16 protein-coding genes are annotated in these 19,481 nt (G+C 71.3%); 8 read left to right on the forward strand and 8 right to left on the reverse strand.

Features of this window, described 5'->3' with window-relative positions; all coding sequences use genetic code 11:
* Positions 1-1,429: 1,429 nt before the first annotated feature.
* Positions 1,430-1,852, reverse strand: coding sequence for a hypothetical protein (locus ACIG36_RS13445; protein ID WP_399926266.1), 423 nt, complete (start codon positions 1,850-1,852; stop codon positions 1,430-1,432).
* Positions 1,853-3,242: 1,390 nt separating this feature from the next.
* Here ACIG36_RS13445 and ACIG36_RS13450 point away from each other — a divergent pair.
* Both ACIG36_RS13450 and ACIG36_RS13455 read left to right on the forward strand, forming a co-directional pair.
* On the forward strand, positions 3,243-4,064 hold the full coding sequence (locus ACIG36_RS13450) for a Scr1 family TA system antitoxin-like transcriptional regulator (RefSeq protein WP_399926268.1): 822 nt from the start codon (positions 3,243-3,245) through the stop codon (positions 4,062-4,064).
* Complete coding sequence (locus ACIG36_RS13455; protein WP_399926270.1) at positions 4,061-4,270, forward strand: DUF397 domain-containing protein; 210 nt, start codon at positions 4,061-4,063, stop codon at positions 4,268-4,270. Before ACIG36_RS13450 ends, ACIG36_RS13455 begins: the two co-directional genes overlap by 4 nt.
* Before the next feature lie 629 nt (positions 4,271-4,899).
* Here the strand turns inward: ACIG36_RS13455 and ACIG36_RS13460 are convergent.
* The gene (locus ACIG36_RS13460) at positions 4,900-5,547 is read right to left on the reverse strand and encodes a pyridoxal-phosphate dependent enzyme (RefSeq protein WP_399926272.1); all 648 of its coding nucleotides are present in this window, start codon (positions 5,545-5,547) and stop codon (positions 4,900-4,902) included.
* 139 nt (positions 5,548-5,686) lie between these two features.
* Between ACIG36_RS13460 and ACIG36_RS13465 the strand changes: the two genes are divergently transcribed.
* Both ACIG36_RS13465 and ACIG36_RS13470 read left to right on the forward strand, forming a co-directional pair.
* Complete coding sequence (locus ACIG36_RS13465; protein WP_399926274.1) at positions 5,687-6,049, forward strand: hypothetical protein; 363 nt, start codon at positions 5,687-5,689, stop codon at positions 6,047-6,049.
* Between the two features lie 207 nt (positions 6,050-6,256).
* On the forward strand, positions 6,257-6,823 hold the full coding sequence (locus ACIG36_RS13470) for an ATP-binding protein (protein WP_399926276.1): 567 nt from the start codon (positions 6,257-6,259) through the stop codon (positions 6,821-6,823).
* 67 nt (positions 6,824-6,890) lie between these two features.
* On the opposite strand, the gene ACIG36_RS13475 is transcribed toward ACIG36_RS13470, so the two are convergent.
* Positions 6,891-8,114 (reverse strand): ROK family protein, encoded by a 1,224-nt coding sequence (locus ACIG36_RS13475; RefSeq protein ID WP_399926278.1) that lies wholly within the window; start codon positions 8,112-8,114, stop codon positions 6,891-6,893.
* Positions 8,115-8,131: 17 nt separating this feature from the next.
* On the opposite strand from ACIG36_RS13475, the gene ACIG36_RS13480 reads away from it, so the two are divergent.
* Together ACIG36_RS13480 and ACIG36_RS13485 are read left to right on the forward strand one after the other, a co-directional pair.
* The gene (locus ACIG36_RS13480; protein ID WP_399926280.1) at positions 8,132-9,391 is read left to right on the forward strand and encodes an MFS transporter; all 1,260 of its coding nucleotides are present in this window, start codon (positions 8,132-8,134) and stop codon (positions 9,389-9,391) included.
* Positions 9,392-9,403: 12 nt separating this feature from the next.
* Positions 9,404-10,324, forward strand: a complete 921-nt coding sequence (locus tag ACIG36_RS13485; RefSeq protein WP_399926282.1) for a DUF2797 domain-containing protein — start codon at positions 9,404-9,406, stop codon at positions 10,322-10,324.
* A 261-nt stretch (positions 10,325-10,585) separates the two neighbouring features.
* Here ACIG36_RS13485 and ACIG36_RS13490 read toward each other — a convergent pair whose 3' ends face one another.
* On the reverse strand, positions 10,586-11,758 hold the full coding sequence (locus ACIG36_RS13490) for a geranylgeranyl reductase family protein (protein WP_399926463.1): 1,173 nt from the start codon (positions 11,756-11,758) through the stop codon (positions 10,586-10,588).
* 243 nt (positions 11,759-12,001) lie between these two features.
* Here ACIG36_RS13490 and ACIG36_RS13495 point away from each other — a divergent pair, with 243 nt between their 5' ends.
* On the forward strand, positions 12,002-13,387 hold the full coding sequence (locus tag ACIG36_RS13495) for a dipeptidase (RefSeq protein ID WP_399926284.1): 1,386 nt from the start codon (positions 12,002-12,004) through the stop codon (positions 13,385-13,387).
* 263 nt (positions 13,388-13,650) lie between these two features.
* Here ACIG36_RS13495 and ACIG36_RS13500 read toward each other — a convergent pair whose 3' ends face one another.
* Together ACIG36_RS13500 and ACIG36_RS13505 are read right to left on the reverse strand one after the other, a co-directional pair.
* Entirely contained in the window at positions 13,651-14,685 is a 1,035-nt protein-coding gene (locus ACIG36_RS13500; protein WP_399926286.1) for an NUDIX domain-containing protein, read from the reverse strand.
* A 176-nt stretch (positions 14,686-14,861) separates the two neighbouring features.
* The gene (locus ACIG36_RS13505) at positions 14,862-15,827 is read right to left on the reverse strand and encodes an ROK family protein (protein WP_399926288.1); all 966 of its coding nucleotides are present in this window, start codon (positions 15,825-15,827) and stop codon (positions 14,862-14,864) included.
* A gap of 260 nt (positions 15,828-16,087) precedes the next feature.
* Between ACIG36_RS13505 and ACIG36_RS13510 the strand changes: the two genes are divergently transcribed.
* A complete protein-coding gene (locus tag ACIG36_RS13510) occupies positions 16,088-17,077 on the forward strand; it encodes a LacI family DNA-binding transcriptional regulator (protein WP_399926465.1) in 990 nt (329 codons plus the stop codon).
* A 29-nt stretch (positions 17,078-17,106) separates the two neighbouring features.
* Here ACIG36_RS13510 and ACIG36_RS13515 read toward each other — a convergent pair whose 3' ends face one another.
* Entirely contained in the window at positions 17,107-18,402 is a 1,296-nt protein-coding gene (locus tag ACIG36_RS13515) for a DUF6986 family protein (protein ID WP_399926290.1), read from the reverse strand.
* 97 nt (positions 18,403-18,499) lie between these two features.
* The gene (locus ACIG36_RS13520; RefSeq protein ID WP_399926292.1) at positions 18,500-19,441 is read right to left on the reverse strand and encodes a M56 family metallopeptidase; all 942 of its coding nucleotides are present in this window, start codon (positions 19,439-19,441) and stop codon (positions 18,500-18,502) included.
* Positions 19,442-19,481: the final 40 nt, after the last annotated feature.

The following is a 19,481-nucleotide window of genomic DNA, read 5'->3' on the forward strand; positions in this document are numbered from 1 at the left end:
CCCGCCGGGCGAACTCATGCGCCATACGACTAGTTACTGGGGGACGCAATCACTGCACACTGCCCAAGTCTTACCCGCATCCTCACAATGGCTCATACCGCGCCGCTCAATCACTCAGTGAAGAGTGAGAACATACGGCGTACGCCATGTTGCTGGCTCGAACAGTATCAGTGACCTTGTTTCGCTTCACTGTCTTCTGTCACGCATGGACCTATTGGCTATCAGGGTCGGTCAGTTTCCCTGCTTAGCAGTGCACCCGAGCCTTTCGGCCTCTAGCCCTGTCATTGCACGGTCTCGGCCGCGCTCTAGCAACTTGGGATCGCACCCCCGATTCGCTTCAGGGTGCGTGCACCGCCCTATGGAGTTATCAAGGAACTACGGGGCCGCCTCACGGGCGCCTTACGCGTCTGAGTAGGTATCCGCTTAGGTCGACCTGAAAGGCCGCCATTCGCGTCGTCAGGGCCGATACCGACCCGGTGAGTGATGGCCACTCACCCGCGCTTTGGGTGGCGGGGAACGTGCACTCATTTGCTTCCCTCCTAAACCGCCGCCCCGGCGGGGCGGCGTCTCGCTGGACACCATTAGGGGGGAAGGATCTCGGCAACACAAGTCAGGATTTCGGCAACACAAGTCAGCTCGAGGCCCCCCGTAAAGACATAAGGAGAGGTCAGGCTGTTGGCCGACCCCGCATTTCGGAATAGTCGGCATAAATCGACCACATCTCGGCAACACAAGACTTTGCTTTTCCTTGACCTTTACAAGCACACCTATAGGGCGAACCAGACACGCCCTCAGCACCCTCGAGCACCCCAAACAGCAACCCCACCCGCCATCAACTCCCACACCAAAAATCCCCATCAGGGCCACATGTCCCAAATGTCAATCAGACGGTGACACCGCCCGCCACCCACCAGCCGACACACCCACACCCTGCTGATGAATAATTAATTCTTTGTGCGCTTGTGAATAATATTTCTACGCACCCACAATTCCCCACCCACACATCCCGGGGGTAATACATTTAAATTTCTTCCACAGGGACCGCAGGGGGCGCCTCCCTCCAACCGTGTACGGGTTTTAGAAGTTCACAAGGGCACAAGCTAGGGGTCGGTGAAGGCCTTGAAGGGCAGGCCCCAATGGCCTGCAGTACTGTCAGCGCCCTCCTGGAGGACTCCCGAGAGGCTGCAGCGGCCTCGATCGGGGCTCAGAAGTGGGGCTCAGAGCCTCAACACCTCGAGATGAAGAATTATTGTTGTGGTCTCGGCTACAGAGACGTCCTGAAACGGAGCAGAGGACAGGTACGTTATTTATGGCGGGGGTCTCTATACCCCGCCCCAGATCCTCTGCTTGAGGGCATCCCACCAAGGAGATGCCCTCAGGTCCGGATCCAGGCTGTTATCTTCCGCTCTTCAGACGGTGTCTCGGCGGCTCAGCGGGAGCCTGCAGGGCACTTGTATTCAGGGCGCCACCAGTTGGGGCAGGCGACCAGGGAAACGGACAGGAATGTTCTTCCGTCCTTGTACCACCAACCGCCCACAGCGTCTCGCCCGTCCTTCATGGACTGCCGAACGCCCTCGAGTTGATTGCGGATCGTATCCTCTTCCCGGGCATGGTCTGGAATTGATTCGGCATGCGCTTTGACCACAGACTCGAACCAGGCCAGGGCCTTATCGATCTCTGACTCGGAATATGTTCCCTTGATGAACCGTGGGTTCTTCAACAGCCAGTTTGCCGGTTCGATGGGGGCAACTGAGGTCGAGCTGAACTGCTCATTGGACCGGCGACGGATGGAATCGTTTCCGTAATCCGCCCCTGAGCCAAGCCACATGTAGGCGTGGTGGTGAACTCCCATTTGGATGCCTCCGAACTGGAAAGGGGCGACCCTCCCCGAAGAGAGGGCCGCCCCGGTTCACTGGTGAGCGGAGCCTAGCGGCTACTTGCGCCCGCAGCCGTCACCATCACCGCAGCCGCCGGAGGGGTTGCCCCCCTGCCCGTCGCTGCCGTCGCCGGAGTCGCCTCCGGAACCGCCGGAACCGCCGTTTCCTCCAAAGCGCAGTGCATCCTTGAGTGTCACGGTGGTACCTCCCAACGCTGTGCCGACACAGGGACCGTCCCCATGCCGCCGTGCGTGGTGCGGTGGTACACCCGTCCAGCCGCCAACCGTCATGCCGGACGACCGGACGGGCGTTTGAGCCTGCCCCTCCCTCAGGGAGCCGTCGGGGGACGGCCAGCTCTCCATCCGAAGGAGGGACAGGGGTCAGGAAGGAATCTCGGTTCCCTTGCTGGGCAAGGAGTTCGGTGGGGGCGAGGGCCTAGCAGGAACGCTCACTCCACATTCGTGGAGGGCTGCCACAAGCTCTAGGGCGTCGGCGTGTGCTGCTGCCTCCCCCAGCTCGTAGCTGCCGTACCCGATGCGCAAGCGCTCGTGCTCCTCGCACCCAAAGATGTGGATGTCATGCAGCCGGATGCCAAGTCGGGCAAGAGCCTCGTGGAGTCGGTTAGCGCTCTCCTCGGCTGCAATGCGGTCAGGGCTGCGGAACTCTAAGGACACTGTTGCTCCCGCTCTCCGCACTCCGGGCAAGGCGCCATCAAGTCCAAGCGAAGCCGAGCGGCATTCTTGCGGTCCCCTCGCCTCAGAGCCTCAGCCAGAGCCTCCCTGCGGCGTCGGTGCAGGGTGCAGGGATTGGTGGGCGGTCCGCTGGTGTGTGGGAGCGGCACCGGTACGCGTGGCCTGGGCAGCATCAGCAGTGCCCCCCATGTGCAGGACTCAGAGTCTGGCCTACCGGGCATAGATGCTCTGGGGTTCGTCCGCATCCGCAGGACGGCAGCCCCAACGGATCGTCTTGGGCAGTCCTGGCCCTTTTCACGTGGCGCTCTTGGCCCCAGGTCCGCCCGCTGTCCTGTGACACTCGCAGTGTCATTCCCCGGGGCTGGCGGCGCGGGTCGTCTCCTCCGCGTACAACGACGCCGCTCCTGCTAACCACAAACGGGTGACGTTGTTCGAAGCCTCCGTCGCTGGGTGTCTGGTGTCTGTGCGTGTTGGTCGCCCTGTCCTGCTGCGTGTCCACCAGCCACGCAGTAGGGAGGTTTGTCATAGACGTCATTTTGTTCGAGCCTCCATGGTGTCCCGGCCCTCTCTGCCGGGCAACTGCCTTACTGGAGACCAGCGTTATGGTTGTCGCGTTAGATCAACAGCCCCGGGACGTTGACTCTGCCCGTAGTCAACGGGGAGGACTGGACGCATGGCCTATGCAGATGAGCTAGACCCAGCCGGATCCGTACTGTGGTTCTACGCCGAGGACTTGCGAAGGCGGCGAGAAGCAGCCGGTATGACACAGCGGGCCTTGGCGTCGGCCGCCTACATGAGCCCGTCCATGCTGAACAAGATCGAAGCGGGCAAGCGGCTTCCGACCAAAGACCTGTCAGAGGTGGCCGACAGAGAGTTCGGGACGGAGGACCACTTTCAGCGGCTGTGGCGTCTCGTCATCAGATACGCCTACCCGCCGTGGTTCCGGCCGTTCGTTGACCTGGAGGAAGCGGCTTCGGCCATACGGTCGTTCCAAGTGCAGGTGGTTCCGGGCTTGTTGCAGACCGAGGACTACGCACGGGCGGTTCTGTCTGCCGGTCGACCAGATCGCGAAGCCCTCGAAGAGCAGGTGGCGGCTCGACTAGAGCGACAGCGCATCTTGACCCGCGATACACCGCCAGAGCTATGGATTGTCCTGGATGAGAACGTCTTGCGTCGCCCGATGGGCAGTACCGACACGATGCGGAACCAACTCGAGCGACTGATTGAAGCTGCCCAAACCCCTAGCAACGTCATCCAAATCGTCCCCTACTCGGCAGGGGGGCACGCAGGAGTGGCAGGGCCGTTTGCCGCCCTGACGCTCGATGAGGGGCCGGACGTGGTCTATGTGGACGGCTTCTTGCAAGGGCAGATCCTTGCCGACCCAGCAGATGTGAAGGCAGCTACGCGTGCCTATGATCTGCTGACGGCCGTCGCCTTGTCTCCTGACCAATCAATCGACTTGATTGCCGATGCCTTAAAGGATCATTCATCATGAGCAGCGCCTGTGTGGTATGGCGTAAGTCCACCTACAGCAGCAACAACGGGGGTGACTGCCTCGAGTGGGCCCCCTCCGTTGCCGCCTCCGGCGTCGTACCCGTACGCGACAGCAAGCGCCCCACAGGGCCTACGCTGACCCTCTCTGCGGGCTCCTGGTCAGCTTTCGTGACGAGCATGAAGGATGAGGCAGCGTCGCGCCTGTAGTCTCGTGCTGCCCCCTACCGTCGGCTACGGCGAGTTGGGAGGTCGGCGCCCCGGTCTGCCCACCAGCGGACCGGGGCTCGATCGTTTACGGCATGGCAGCTAGCGCGACGTCCGTGATGTCTTCCCTGCGGCTCCTGCCAGTGAAAACGCCCCACTCGCCCCCTGGTTCACTGTCATCCATGGGAAGCGCTACGCACCAGACGTAGCCTTGGGCTCGGTAGTTCCTCGCCCACGCTTCAGCCTCTTCCTGGGTCACTGCCTCTGACGGCACGCTGTCCTCTCCCCAGTTGCCCGTGATGTATCTATCCAGTGCTGCGCCGTCCAGGCGCCCCATGTCGCTCATGGCGACACCCTAGAGGTGGGCACTGACAACGGGTTGAGAAGTGTGGGGAGTTGGAGGTGCCCACATATGGCAAAACACCTTCGTCAGCGCAAGGCCTCCGCCTCATGTCCACTCCACCTCAACAATCACCTCGGAGGACCTGTCCAGGTCTAACGCCACCTGTGCGGGCCGCCGCCGCTTCGCGTGCTTCGGTTGGGGCTGCGGGGGCTCGATACGGCTCGCCAGGTCGTCAAGCACCTGCCGTAGCCTCTCTGGCGGTTGTGACTCCGCCCACACTCGAACCTGCTCATACGAGGCGTCCATGTGGGGTCTCCTTCCGACATCCTCGCAGGTCAGGGGAGGATGCATCAGTGTGAATCGACTCGGCGATGTTGTTGTTGCCGCGCCAGTCGGTGGCCCGTTCGGCGTAGGTGAACTGGTCGATGTAATGGCCTCCGGACCGCTCGGCGAGGGCGGCCGCCTCCTCGTACATGGTGCGCGGGTCGTCCACGAAGTGGCACCGCCCGCCGTGGAACTCGATCAGGCGGCACTTCTCGCGGCTCGTCGTGCGGGGCATGACGGCGATGAAGGGCACGCCGATCAGCTTGGCGAAGTAGGCCTCGGAGACGGCGGTGGAGCCGCTGGAGGCCTCGATGACGCAGGCCTCGGGCCGGATCCAGCCGTTGCACAGGCCGTAGAGGAAGAGGGAGCGGGCGAGGCGGTGCTTGAGGCTGCCGGTGGGGTGGGTGGACTCGTCCTTGAGATAGAGGTCGATCGCCCACTCCTCGGGCAGCGGAAAGCGCAGCAGGTGGGTGTCGGCGGAGCGGTTGGCGTCCGCGTGCACCTTGCGGACCGCTTCTTTGAGCCAGGCCCGGTAGGCCGGATCGCTGCGGTCCACGTCGACGGTGGGGACGGCCCGGCCCGCGGCGGGCCCCGTGTGCCCTGTGCTGTTCACGTGCCGCTCCTCAGGACGTCGGTACGCGCCGATGCGGATCACTCGGGCGTTTCGATCATAAACGGGCACTGGTGCGCGGGCCTCCCCGAGGGCAGACTGCGCAGGGGACGAGCGACGTTCGGCAGAGAGGCGGTGCGCCGTGGCGGAACCGGAGTTCAATGCGACAGGGGTGCGGATCGACCGGTCGCTCCGTTCCCTGACCCGGGCCGGCCAGGTGCGGATCCAGGACGGCAGGCTGGAGCTGCTGACCAGTTACGGGCGGGAGATCGACAGCGCGCCGGTGGGCTCGGTGCACGCGAGCAAGCCGTGGTTCGCCTCCCGCGACCGGGCACGGGCCACCGTCAACGGCCACCGCTATGTGCTCACGCTGGGCGCGGCGGCGTACGGCCCGCCCGGGGGCCGGGCCGGGGACGGGACGTCACCGGACAACACGGGCGAGGCGGCGGTCAACCGCTTTCTGGAGGTCGTTCGCTCGGCGCACGGAAGCACGGAGAAGCACTGAAGGGTGCAGGAGTTGCGAAGGTGGCCGCGAGAGTCGACCCTTGACTCGTACCGGCATCACTGAGGGTTTTCGGCGGTCACGCACGGGATCAGTTGCCGCCGATCGGGCCGGTGGCCCGCGCCGCCGGACCGGAACAGGCGTGTACGGCAGGACACCGCAACGCGTAACTGCATCAGGCTAGCCCTACTTCTTCAGGGAGTCGCAGCCGTGATCAGCCGAGTGAACAAGCACTGCACCGTCGAGCTCCAGGCTCTGCCCCAACGGATCGGCCAGGTCCGCAGAATCGTATCTGCGCAGCTGCGCTACTGGCATCTCGATGCCCTCATCGACCCCGCGGCGCTGGCCGTGACCGAGTTGCTGACCAACGTCCACCAGCACGCGGAACCCGACAAGCACTGCACCGTGGAGATGGACCTCGCACTCGACCGGCTCACCGTGTCGGTGCGGGACCACGATCCCCGGCTGCCGCGCATCGGTGAGGTGGACGCCGTCAGTACGCACGGCCGGGGGCTGGCCCTGGTGGCGGCGGTCAGTACGAGCTGGGGTGTGCGGGAGCGTCAGGACGGTGGCAAGGTCGTCTGGTTCACCCTCCGCGTCCCGTCGGCCTCTCCCGCCGCCACGCCGCGCCTCGCGCGCGTCACCGAGACCGCGCTGCCCTTCGAACGGCCCTCCCCCGTGCCCGCCCTGGACGAGCCCGCGTTCGCGCGCGCCCCGGCGGACCTGCGCCCGGCGGCGCTGCGCCGGCCGGTGGCCCCCTCCGTCGTTCCCGGCTGACCGGGGAGGGGACGGGGGCCGCTCCCGAGGGGCACGCGCGCGTACCGCTCGCCGGGCGCCGGCGTGCTCAGCCGAGTACCACCAGCGGATCGTCCAGGACCGGCTGCCAGGCCGCCTCGGCGGCGCCGATGAGGCTGTTGAAGTCCAGGGTGCAGGCGAGGATCGGCACGCTCCCGCTGCGGCCCCACAGGCTGCGGTCGGCGACGACCGCGCGCAGCCGCTCGGGGTCCGCCTCCAGGAGCTCGCGGTGGAGCCCGCCCAGCAGGATGCGGTCCGGATTGAGGATGTTGACCAGCCCGGCGAGCCCGAGGCCCAGCCGGTCGACGATCAGCTCGGCGGCGGTCCGTACCGACGGATCCCCGTACTCCGAGCGCAGCAGGTCACGGGCCTGCTGCAGCAGTGACACGGCAGGGCCCGGCGTGCGGCCCGCGGCGGTGAGGAAGGCCAGCGGGTCCGTCTCGACGTCGAGGCAGCCCCGGCTGCCGCAGTGGCAGGGCAGCCCGGCGGGATTGACCGTCAGGTGCCCGACCTCCAGGGCCAGGCCCGAACTGCCGCTGTGCACGCGGCCGTCGAGGACGAGCGCACCGCCCACACCACGGTGGCCGGTGGCCACGCACAGCAGGTGACGGGCGCCCCGGCCCGCGCCGTGGCGGTGTTCGGCGAGGGCGGCGAGGTTGACGTCGTTGCCCGCGACGCCGGGGACGGGAGTGCCCGCCGGACCGAGCACCGCGGACTTGGCCAGCGCCTCGGTGAAGAGCTCGCTGACGGGGGCACCGGCGGGCCAGGACAGGTGCAGCGGGTTGAGGGCCGTACCGTCCGGCTCGGCGACCGCCGACGGCACGGCGAGCCCCGCCCCCAGGCAGCGGCGGCCGCTCGACCTGAGCAGCCCGGCCCCGGCCTCGACGACGGCGTCGATGATGCGCGAGGGGTCGGCGGGCACCGTCATGCAGCCCGGCGCCGTGGCCACCAGCCGGCCGCCGAGGCCCACCAGGGCGGCCCGGAATCCGTCGGCGTGGATCTGCGCGGCGAGCACCACCGGCCCGTCCGGCGCGACGGACAACCGGTGCGACGGCCGCCCCTGGGAGCCCGCGGGCGCCGTCGGGTGCGCGTCCACCTGGATCAGCCCGAGCGCCTCGAGCTCGGCGGCCACGGCTCCGGCGGTCGCACGGGTCACACCGAGTTCGGCCGTGAGCACCGCGCGCGTGGGGGCGCGGCCGGTGTGCACGAGCTCCAGGGCGGGACCGAGGGCGCCACGGCCCCGCTCCAAACGTGTTGTCCGAGTCTGGGTCACCCCCCTATTCTGACTTTGTGCCGACGCTGAACAAAATACGGACGGCCCTTCTGGGGGAACGACGACCGATCGCGGACGGAACCGGACTGCGCCGACTGCGCACCGCCCTGACCCTCTTCTTCGCCCTCGACGGCTTCCTCTTCGCCGGCTGGGTGGTCCGCATCCCCGCGATCAAGGAACAGACGGGCGCCTCCGCGGGCGCCCTGGGACTCGCCCTGCTCGGCGTGTCCGCCGGAGCGGTCGCCACCATGATGGTGACCGGCCGGCTGTGCCGGCGCCTGGGCAGCCACCCGGTGACGGTCGCCGCGGCCGTGCTGATGTCCCTCGGCATCGCGCTGCCTCCGCTGACCCACTCCGCGCTCACCCTCGGGCTGGTCCTGCTCGTCTTCGGCGCCGCCTACGGCGGCATCAACGTCGCCATGAACAGCGCGGCCGTCGACCTCGTCGCGGCCCTGCGCAAGCCGGTGATGCCGAGCTTCCACGCCGCGTTCAGCGTCGGCGGGATGCTCGGCGCCGGGCTCGGCGCGCTGGTCGCCGGGCATCTGTCGGCCACCCGCCACCTGTTGCTGCTGACCGCTACCGGGCTCCTGGTGGCGGCCGTCGCGGGACGCACCCTCCTCGCCCACCCGGCGCCCTCGCGGCCCGACCGCTCCCCCACCGGCTCGGCGGGGAAGCCGGGCGCACCGAGCGCCCCGAACACCCCGGGCACCGGCCGGGAACGCCGGCTGGTCGCCGTGTTCGGGCTGATCGCCCTGTGCACGGCCTACGGAGAGGGAGCGCTCGCCGACTGGGGCGCGCTCCATCTCCAGCAGGACCTCTCCGCCCGGCCTGGCGTCGCCGCCGTCGGCTACTCCGTCTTCGCGCTCGCCATGACCGCCGGACGGCTGGCGGGCAGCACGCTCCTCGAACGGCTGGGCCAGACGCGGCTGCTGGTCGCGGGCGGCGCGACCGCCGCCGCGGGCATGCTGCTCGGCTCGCTGGCACCGACCGTCTGGGCGGCCCTGGCCGGGTTCGCGGTGGCCGGTCTCGGCCTGGCCAACATCTTCCCGGTCGCCATCGGCCGGGCCGGCGAGCTGGCCGGACCCGGCGGGGTCGCCGCCGCCTCCACGTTCGGCTACGGCGGCATGCTCCTGGGGCCGCCGGCCATCGGGTTCCTGGCGGACTGGTTCTCCCTGCCCGTCGCCCTGACCACGGTCGCCGCGCTCGCGGCGGGAGCGGCCGTGATCGCCTACAGGACGCGGGGTGCCGTGCGCGGGCCCGCTGTCAGTGGCCGCTGACACCATGGAGGCATGGCGGGGACGGAAGCGATGAGGCACACCGGCTGGCACTGCGCGGGCCTGCGCTGGAATACCGGCACGGGCGGTGCGGCGCCCGAGCCCGCGCTGCTGTGGCGGCACCCCGTACACGGCGAGCGGCTCTCCCCTCTGCCGGTGGGCCGACCGCTGGCGTTCACCACCGGCGAGGGCCGGACGTGCGTCGGAGTGCGCAGGGGCGGCAGGCACACGCCCTGCCCGGCCGGAGCCGAGGTGCCGGCGCAGGCCGTCTCGGCGCAGTGCCCCGAGTGCGCGCGCCTGGACCGTTCGCACTCGGTGGCGGCCGACACCATGGCCGACGACCCCCGCCCGTACGACGTCTACCTGGCGTGGTTCGGCCCCGGGCTGATCAAGGTCGGCATCACGGCCGCCGAGCGGGAGGGCGCGCGCCTGCTCGAACAGGCCGCGCTGTCCTACGCGCTGCTGGGGCGCGGCCCGCTGATGGCGGCCCGCCGGGCGGAGGCCGTACTGGGCTCGGCACTCGCGGTGCCGGACCGCTTCCCCTACGCGGCCAAGCGCGCCGCCCGCCATCCGGTGCCCTCGCCGGAGCGACGTGCGGCGGAGCTGGCCGGGCTGCACGAGCGGGCGCGGGGCCTGGTGGGCCTGCCGGAGTCGCTGACGGTGCGGGACTTCGCGCCCGTGCACCACGATGCGGCGTTCCACCTGGCCGGCCTACGGCCGGTCGAGGGGGTGGTCCTGCTCGCCGGTGGGCGCACGGTGGCGGGGCGGGTGGTGGCGGTGGTCGGCCCGGACGTCTATGTGGACGTGGTGGACGGGCGGTTGCTGCTGGTCGATGCGCGGCAGTTGGCGGGGTGGCCTCTGGTGGGTGCGGCGCCCGATGCGCCGACTACGGCGTCGACGGCGATACGGCCCCCTGAGCCGGAGGGGCTGTTCTGACGCACCGGTGCGTCGGGGTCGTGCCGGTGCGTCGGGGTGCGGGGCCGGGGCGTCGTGGTGCGGGGCCGGGGCGGGCTGGACCGGGCCCTTCCGGGACTGGATTATTTACGGCCCCCCTTGCCTGTCCGGGTCACCCCGAACGTCGCCGCAAATAACCCTTACGTCCCGAAAGGACCCGGCCCATCCCACCCCGGCCCCTCCCGTTGGCCCCTCGGCTCCCCGCCGGTGGGCGGGCCGGCGGCCCGAGCCGGTAGCGGTCTCTCAGGGGCGGCGGTCCATCGCGGAGAGCGTGCGGCGGGCCAGTGGGTGGGTCCGTACGATCTCCGCGAGCGTGGTCGTGCCGCGCACGATGCGCGCGAACGCGTTCCAGGCCGGCCGGAAGCCGGTGACCGCGGCGTGGACGAGTCCCGGGCGACGCTCGAAGAGCGCCAGCATGCGCCGGCCGACGCCCATCTCCACACCCAGGCCTGCCTTGATGGCGAAGGCGTAGTTCAGGGCCTGGCGCCGCGCGTCGACCGCGTCCTGCGCCTCGGCGATGCGAACGGCCCACTCCCCCGCGAGCCGCCCCGAACGCAGCGCGAAGGAGATGCCCTCGCGGGTCCACGGCTCGAGCAGCCCGGCCGCGTCACCGCACACGATCACCCGGCCGCGCGACAGCGGGGAGTCGTCGGCCCGGCAGCGGGTCAGGTGGCCGGAGGAGATGCTCGGCTCGAAGCCCGCCAGCCCCAGCCGGGCGATGAAGTCCTCGAGGTAGCGCTTGGTGGCGGCGCCGTCCCCGCGTGCGGAGATCACGCCGACCGTCAGGGTGTCGCCCTTGGGGAAGACCCAGCCGTAACTGCCCGGCATCGGGCCCCAGTCGATCTGCACGCGGCCCGCCCAGTCCTCGGCGACCGTCGGAGGCACCGGGATCTCGGCCTCCAGGCCGAGGTCCACCTGCTCGAGCTTCACCCCGACGTGTGCTCCTATGCGCCCCGCACTGCCGTCCGCTCCGACGACCGCGCGGGCGTGCAGGGTGCTGCCGTCACCGAGCACTATGGCCACGGTGCGCCGGTCGGGCACGGCCGGGCCGTGCTGCTCGACCTTGGAGACGGTCACACCGGTGCGCACCTCCGCGCCCGCGGCCTGGGCGACCTCCACCAGCCCGGCGTCGAACTCCGGCCGGTTGATGAGCCCGAAGAGCATCCGCTTCGAGCGCCGGGTGCGCGTCAGCTTTCCGTTGAGCGAGAACGTGACGGCGTGCACGCGGTCACGCAGGGGAAGTTCGAAACCGGGCGGCAGCGCGTCCCGCGAGGGGCCGATGATGCCGCCGCCGCAGGTCTTGTACCGCGGCAGTTCCGCCTTCTCCAGGAGCAGCACGCGCCGTCCCGCGGCGGCCGCGGCATGGGCCGCCGACGCACCCGCGGGGCCCGCGCCCACCACCACGACGTCCCACACCGGCTCGCTTGCCGCATGTACGTCCGGGCCCGGCTCCCGGGCTGCGCTGTCGCTGCTCACGTGTGCTTCTACTCCCGCTCGATCACCGGCTACGACTACCGTGCGCATCCTACGGCCCACCGTCCGGCGGCCCGTTCGGGGGAAGGCCGATGCCCCGAGGAGGGCTCGAGCCGGCCATGGCAGGATCAGTGACGCAATCGCCCGTACGTACGGACATAACGTCGCGCCCTCAAGGAGCGTTCCATGGACACGTCCTCGACCCGCCTGCCCGACCCGGCCGCGCTCGCGGCGACCGTCGCGTCGCTGCAGTCCCGCGCCAGGACGGAGCTGGCCGAGCTCGTCGCCTTCAAGTCGGTCGCGGACGAGGCGCAGTTCCCGAAGAGCGAGTGCGAGGGCGCGGCGAACTGGGTGGCCGGCGCGCTGCGCGCGGAGGGCTTCGAGGATGTGGCCCTCCTCGACACCCCCGACGGCACCCAGTCGGTCTACGGCTGCCTGCCGGGCCCGGCCGGCGCCCCCACCGTGCTGCTGTACGCGCACTACGACGTGCAGCCCACCCTGGACGAGGCCGCCTGGATCTCCCCGCCCTTCGAGCTGACCGAGCGCGACGGCCGCTGGTACGGGCGGGGCGCCGCCGACTGCAAGGGCGGCGTGATCATGCACCTGACCGCGCTGCGGGCGCTGAAGGCCAACGGTGGCGTCCCTGTGAACGTCAAGGTGATCGTGGAGGGCTCGGAGGAGCAGGGCACCGGCGGCCTCCAGCAGTACGCCGAGGCGCACCCCGAGCTGCTGGCGGCCGACGCGATCGTCATCGGCGACGCCGGCAACTTCCGCCTGGGCCTGCCGACCGTGACGGCGACGCTGCGCGGCATGACCCTGGTCCGGGTCCAGGTGGACACCATCGAGGGCAACCTGCACTCCGGCATGTTCGGCGGCGCGGCCCCGGACGCCCTCGCGGCGCTGATCCGCGCCCTGGACTCGCTGCGCGCCGAGGACGGCTCGACGACCGTCGACGGGCTGACGGCGGACGAGCGCTGGACGGGCCTGCAGTACCCGGAGGAGGACTTCCGCCAGGACGCCAGGGTCCTCGACGGCGTGGAGCTGATCGGCTCGGGCACCGTCGCCGACCGCCTCTGGGCGCGCCCGGCCGTCACCGTCCTGGGCATCGACTGCCCGCCGGTGGTCGGCGCGACCCCGTCGGTGCAGGCGAGCGCGCGGGCGCTGATCAGCCTGCGGGTGCCGCCGGGCCAGGACGCGGCGGAGGCGACGAAGCTGCTGATGTCCCACCTGGAGGCGCACGTCCCGTGGAACGCGCGCGTGACGACGGAACAGATCGGCGAGGGCCAGCCGTTCCAGGCCGACACCGGCAGCCCGGCGTACGCGTCGATGGCCGCGGCGATGCGCGTCGCCTACCCGGGCGAGGAGATGCAGACGGCGGGCATGGGCGGCTCGATCCCGCTGTGCAACACCCTCTCCACGCTCTACCCGGACACCGAGATCCTCCTCATCGGCCTGAGCGAGCCGGAGGCCCAGATCCACGCCGTGAACGAGAGCGTCTCCCCGCAGGAACTGGAACGCCTCTCCCTGACGGAGGCCCTGTTCCTGACGAACTACGCGGAGAGCAAGCGCTAGAGGCAGCCCCTCGCGTCCCCACTCCCCGTCGGGAGTGGGGCACCGAGCCACCGGCCGGAGGGAGCTGCGGGCCCGGAACGGACGGAAGGGGGCGGGGCGGGGAGGGTGATTCTGGGGCGTAAAGCGTTATTTGCGGCCCAAGTGCGGGGCCACGCGGGAAACAGGGGGCAACGGGCCGTAAATAATGCAGCCCCAGAAGCGCCCTCCCCGCCCCGCCCCCGACCCACACGAACCGGCACCGACGACCCGGCACCGACCACCCGTCACACCGGCTCGCCGCCCTCCAAATTCAGGGCCCGCCCGAACTCCCGGGCGCGCAGCGCCCACCGCAGCCGACGAAACCGCACCGCCGGCAACATCTCCTCCGCCTGCCTCTCCGTCACGAACCGCCAGCCCCGCAACTCCGCCCCCGGCAGCAGCAGACGCCGCGCCTCCGCCCCGGTGAGCCGCCCCCCGTCGAACAGGAACCGCAAGCCGCCGAAGCCCGGCGGCTTCGGCGGCTCCCAGTCGACGACCAGCAACCGCGGCACGGCGGCGAGCTCGATGCCGAGTTCCTCCGCGACCTCCCTCACCCCCGCACGCGCCGGCGCCTCGCCCGGCTCCACGACCCCGCCCGGGAACTCCCACCCCGCCTTGTACGTGGGGTCCACCAGCAACACCCGGTCGTGCTCGTCGAAGAGCAGCACGCCGGAGGCGACGGTCGCGGCCGTCGGCTGCGGCGTCTGGACGATCGGGCAGTACGCGGCACTGCCGTCGCGCACGGCCGCGGCCACGCGTTCGGCCGCCTGGCGCGGCGTCAGCCCGCCGGTGTCGACGGTGAGCGCGTCCTCGCGCAGCCACGGCAGTGCCTCGCGGTAGGGGGCGATGTGGTCCCGTGCCCACTGGCGGACGGACTCGCTGTGCGCGGGGTCGTCCGGGAACTCGACCCGGCCCTCGATCCGCCCCCGCAGGATCGTTTCGTCGGTGTCGAGCAGCACATGCCGCACCTTGATCCGCCGCGAGGCCAGGGCCCCGAAGATCTCGTCGCGGTACTCCTGGCGCAGCAGTGTCATCGGCACCACGAGAACCCCGCCCAGCTCCGCGAGGAGCGCCGCCGCCGTGTCCACGACCATGCTCCGCCAGACGGGCAGGTCCTGGTAGTCGTGGACCTCGCTCAGTCTCTTCGGCGGCAGCAGGTAGCGCAGCGCCCCGCCGGTGACCTCGGGGTCGTAGAGGTTGCCGCCCGGGATGAGCTCGGCCAGGTGTTTCGCCGTACTGGTCTTGCCCGCACCGAACGCACCGTTCAGCCAGACGATCACGGTTCCCCCTTCTCCGTAGCGCCCCCTGTGGCGCGCCCGGAACACGGCGGCCGCAAACGGCGGCCGCAACTCGGCGCCCGCAACACAGTGCCCGCAACACCTTGCCACGGAAACGTGTGCGAGCGGCATGGTGCGCGGTCAGGCCACAGGGCAGTTGACGGACGCCCCGGCGTCTGTCAACTGCCCGTGGCCACTCCCCATATGCCCAGTTCCCCCGCCGCGGCGGCGGCCGCGCCCACCAGGCCCGCGTCGGAGCCCAGCCGGGCGGGCAGGACCTCGACGCCCGAGGCGAACGAGAGGGTGGCGTAGTCGCGAAGGCGCTCGCGCAGCGGGCCGAAGAGGAGGTCGCCGGCCCCGGCGACGCCGCCGCCTATGACGGCCACCTCGATCTCGACGAGCGTGGCGGTCGCGGCGATCCCGGCCGCCAGCGCCTGCGCGGCGCGCGCGAACGAGGCGAGCGCGATCGCGTCGCCCGCGCGGGCGGAGGCGGCCACGGCCGCCGCCCCGGCGTCGCCGTCCGGTCCCGGCCGCCAGCCACCCTCGACCGCGCGGCGGGCGATGTTCGGGCCGCTGGCGATGCGTTCGACGCAGCCCCGGCCGCCGCAGGGGCAGGGATCGCCGTCGAGGTCGACGCTGATGTGGCCGATATGGCCGGCATTGCCCGTGGGTCCGGGGTGCAGCCGCCCGTCGAGGACGAGTCCGCCCCCGACCCCCGTGGACACCACCATGCACAGCGCGTTGACCCGTCCCCGGGCCGCGCCCTGCCAGTGCTCGGCGGCGGTCATGGCCACCCCGTCGCCGACCAGCGTCACCGGCAGCCCGCCCACCAGCCGCGCCACCTCGGCGACCAGCGGAAAGTCCCGCCAGCCGGGCACGTTGACGGGGCTGACGCTGCCGGCCGAGGCGTCGACGGGGCCCGCGCTGCCGATGCCGACGGCCCGCACCCGGGGCCAGTCGGCCGAACGGAGCAGTTCCTCCAGGACGGCGGCCACCGCGCCCATCACCGTCGCCGCGTCCTCCCGCGCCGGGGTGGGCCGCCGGGCGGCGGCGAGCAGGCGCCCGCCGGAGTCGACCAGCGCACCGGCGATCTTGGTTCCGCCGATGTCGAGAGCGGCGACGAGGTCGGCCGGGGTGGTGTGCACGGTGACGTTCTCTCCTGGTCCAACGAGCGGCGAAGGGCCGGTGGGGCCGGTTCGGGAAGCCAGTCTCGCGGGGGTTGACAACGTTGTCCAGGCTCTATGCTCGACGTCACCTCCGTGCATCAGACGGCTCTCTGCGCAAAGGACGAGCGTCCATGGCCCACCCCGACACCCCCCGCACCGCCGGCGCCTCCCCTGCCGCCGGCTCCTCCGCGCCGGCCCGCCACGGCCTCCCCCGGCCGCGCTACGGCGCCCGCCCGACCATGAAGGACGTCGCCGCCCGCGCCAACGTGGGCCTCAAGACCGTCTCGCGCGTGGTCAACGGCGAGCCCGGCGTCACCCCCGACACCGAACGGCGCGTCCAGGAGGCCATCACCGCCCTCGGCTTCCGCCGCAACGACAGCGCCCGCATCCTGCGCAAAGGGCGCACCGCCTCCATCGGGCTGGTCCTCGAGGACCTCGCCGACCCCTTCTACGCGCCGCTCAACCGTGCCGTCGAGGAGGTCGCCCGCGCCCATGGAGCGCTGCTCATCAACGGATCCAGCGCCGAGGACGCCGAACGGGAACGCGAACTGGCCCTCGCCTTCTGCGCCCGCCGCGTCGACGGACTGATCGTCATCCCGGCGGGCAGCGACCACCGTTATCTGGAACCGGAGATCGCCGCGGGCGTCGCCACCGTCTTCGCCGACCGCCCGGCCGGGCGGATAGAGGCCGACGCGGTGCTCTCGGACAGCTTCGGCGGCGCCCGCGAAGGCGTGGCCCACCTCATCGCGCACGGCCACCGCCGCATCGGCTTCATCGGCGACCAGCCGCGCATCCACACCGCCGCCGAACGACTGCGCGGCTACCGCGCCGCGATGGCCGCCGCCGGACTGCCCGTGGACGACGCCTGGGTCTCGCTGGGCCCCACCGCCCCGGAGCGGGTACGGGCCGAGGCGGAGCGCATGCTCACCGGCGCGCGCCCGGTCACCGCGCTGTTCACGGGCAACAACCGGGTGACGGTCACCGCCCTGCGCGTCATAGCAGGGCTCCCCCGCCCCCTCGCGCTCGTCGGCTTCGACGACCTCGAACTGGCCGATCTGCTCTCCCCCGGCGTCACGGTCGTCGCCCAGGACGCGGCCCGCCTGGGCCGTACCGCGGCGGAGCTGCTCTTCCGCCGGCTGGAGGGAGCCCACGACGCGCCCCGCCGCGTGGAGCTGCCCACCCGCCTCGTCGTCCGCGGCTCGGGCGAACTCCCGCCGGCGGCGGACTGAGCGCGGCGATGCGCGTCTGCCCCGAGCGGCTACCCGGAGACGGCAGACGGCCTCACGCGCCCCGCCAGCCCCTCCAGCTCTCCACGGTCCATCCCCGTCAGGTCGGCCACCTCCCGTGCGTCCACGGCACCGCAGTCCAGCCCCCGCAGCAGGTAGCCGCTGAGCGCCCGTGCCGTGGCCGGCTCGTCCAGCACGGCGCCGCCCCCCGGCCCTCCGGTGTAGGCGACCAGGCGCGCGGCGGCCGGCGCCAGCCCTTCCCGGTAGAAGGCGTAGACGGCGGCGTAGCGGGTCGGCAGCTGGGCCGGGTGCATGTCCCAGCCCTGGTAGTACGCCCGTGCCAACGACCTGCGTACGAGGTCGTGGTGGAGCCGCCAGGCGGCGTGGACGCGGTCGGTGGTGCCGACGGGCAGCACGTTGGTCGAGCCGTCCGACAGGCGGACCCCGGTGCCGGCCGCCGCGACCTGCATGACGGCCTTGGCGTGGTCGGCCACCGGGTGGTCCGGGGACTGGTGGGCGGCGCCGACGCCACAGGCGGCGCTGTAGTCGAACGTGCCGTAGTGCAGGGACGTCAGGCGCCCCTCGGCGGCGTCGATCAGGCGGGCGACCGTGGCCCGCCCGTCGGCGCCGAGTATCGCCTGGGTGGTCTCGATCTGTATCTCGAAGCGGATCCGGCCGGCCGCCAGCCCGCGCGCCTTCTCGAACTCCTCGGCCAGCCGCACCATCGCGGTGACCTGTTGGGGATGGGTCACCTTGGGCAGGGTGAGCACCAGCCCGTCCGGCAGACCGCCCGCCGCCATCAGGCCGGTGAGGAAGATGTCGAGGGTGCGGATCCCGCGGTCGCGTACGGGGGCCTCCATGCACTTGAGGCGGATGCCCATGTACGGGGCGGCCGTTCCGGCGTCGAAGGCGCGCGCGACCAGTGCGGCCGCCCGCGCCGCCGCCGCGTCCTCCTCGGCGTCCGGGCGCGAGCCGTACCCGTCCTCGAAGTCGATGCGCAGGTCCTCCACGGGTTCGCGTCCGAGCTTGGCGCGCACCCGCTCGTACACCGGCCCGGCCAGGTCGTCGGTCAGGCCCAGGACCCGGGCGAACGCCGCCGGGTCGGGGGCGTGTTCACCGAGCGCGGCGAGCGCCCGGTCGCCCCAGGAGCGGATGGTCCCGGCGTCGAAGGCGTCGGCCGGGACGTAGACCGTGTGCACGGGCTGCCGGCTGCCCGGGTCGCCCGGATACCGCCGCGCGAGCTCCGCGTCGACCCCTGCCAGGAGAGCGTCGACGCGCTCGCCGACGGCGCTGGTGAACGTGGTGGCCACGGCCTGGTGCTGCCCCATCCGACACCCCCGAACTTCCGCTGCACGGAATCGACTGTCCGTCCGGCGAAGCTATCCAGGCCCTGACGGAAGGTCAACAGGGCGGTCCGGACAGCCCCTAACCCCCCAGCGCGCTCAGGCCCGGCACGAACGTCACCAGCAGCGGGACGAACGGCACCAGTGCCGCCACCGCCGTCAGCCGCAGCCGCCGGGCCGCCGTCAGGCGGGGGGCCGGGGCCAGGAGGCGGTGGACGCGGTCGGGGACCTGGGCGAGCGGTGTGGGGCAGGGGCCGAAGACGCCGCGGTCCTCGTTGAGTTCGACCAGGGCAAGGGCCGTCGTCAGCCGGCCGAAGCGCCGGGAGGCCGCGTCGTCCGCGGCCAGTTCGACGAGGTGGTGGACCTGGTCGCGGAAGGCGGCGAAGACCGGGACCTGGGGGAAGCCGTTGGCCAGGGCCGCGGAGCAGTGCAGGAGCCAGTCGTGGCGGGCGCGGGCGTGGCCCTGTTCGTGGGCCAGGACCGCGTCGAGCTGGGAGCCCTTGAGCCGCTGCAGGGCGGCCGTGGTGATGACCAGCTGGGGTGTGGCGCCGCCCCGCAGCAGCCAGGCCTCGGCGCGCTCGCCCTCGAGCACCACCAGGCGGTCGGCGCCGCGCTCCTCGCCGGGCAGGAGGGGGGAGCGTACGAGCAGTTCGGCGCGGCGGCGCCGGCGACGGGCGCGGGCGTCGCGGATCTCGCGGGTGAGCATCGCGGCGGTCCACACGGCGCCGGAGGCGAGGAGCATGGCCAGCGGGGCCGCCCAGGGTCCGTAGGCGGTGAGGGCGTAGGCCTCCATCACCCCGTGCGGGGCGGGCGCGAAGACGTTGCCTCGGACGGCTTCCCAGGCCGCGGCGGCGCTCAGCGACATCGCGAGCCCGCAGCACAGGAGCACGGCGCCCACCACGCACTGCCACACCCACAGGGCCAGTACGGGTTCGCGGCCGGGCCAGTCGGCGCGGGTCAGCACGCGCGGGGCCATGGCCGCGGCCAGCCCTCCGAGGACCAGCAGCGCGAGCGGGACCATCATGCGATCAGCCTATGAGGGCGGCACCGTGCCCGGACATGGT

The sequence above is a fragment of the Streptomyces sp. NPDC053048 genome, assembly GCF_044547045.1.
Classification (GTDB): domain Bacteria; phylum Actinomycetota; class Actinomycetes; order Streptomycetales; family Streptomycetaceae; genus Streptomyces.

What these genes read in the sequence shown, in the direction of transcription:
- ACIG36_RS13445 (WP_399926266.1), bottom strand. Translation starts at nt 1,852, where the DNA reads ATGGGAGTTCACCACCACGCCTACATGTGGCTTGGCTCAGGGGCGGAT.
- ACIG36_RS13450 (WP_399926268.1), top strand. Translation starts at nt 3,243, where the DNA reads ATGGCCTATGCAGATGAGCTAGACCCAGCCGGATCCGTACTGTGGTTC.
- ACIG36_RS13455 (WP_399926270.1), top strand. Translation starts at nt 4,061, where the DNA reads ATGAGCAGCGCCTGTGTGGTATGGCGTAAGTCCACCTACAGCAGCAAC.
- ACIG36_RS13485 (WP_399926282.1), top strand. Translation starts at nt 9,404, where the DNA reads ATGGCGGGGACGGAAGCGATGAGGCACACCGGCTGGCACTGCGCGGGC.
- ACIG36_RS13495 (WP_399926284.1), top strand. Translation starts at nt 12,002, where the DNA reads ATGGACACGTCCTCGACCCGCCTGCCCGACCCGGCCGCGCTCGCGGCG.
- ACIG36_RS13510 (WP_399926465.1), top strand. Translation starts at nt 16,088, where the DNA reads ATGAAGGACGTCGCCGCCCGCGCCAACGTGGGCCTCAAGACCGTCTCG.
- ACIG36_RS13515 (WP_399926290.1), bottom strand. Translation starts at nt 18,402, where the DNA reads ATGGGGCAGCACCAGGCCGTGGCCACCACGTTCACCAGCGCCGTCGGC.
- ACIG36_RS13520 (WP_399926292.1), bottom strand. Translation starts at nt 19,441, where the DNA reads ATGATGGTCCCGCTCGCGCTGCTGGTCCTCGGAGGGCTGGCCGCGGCC.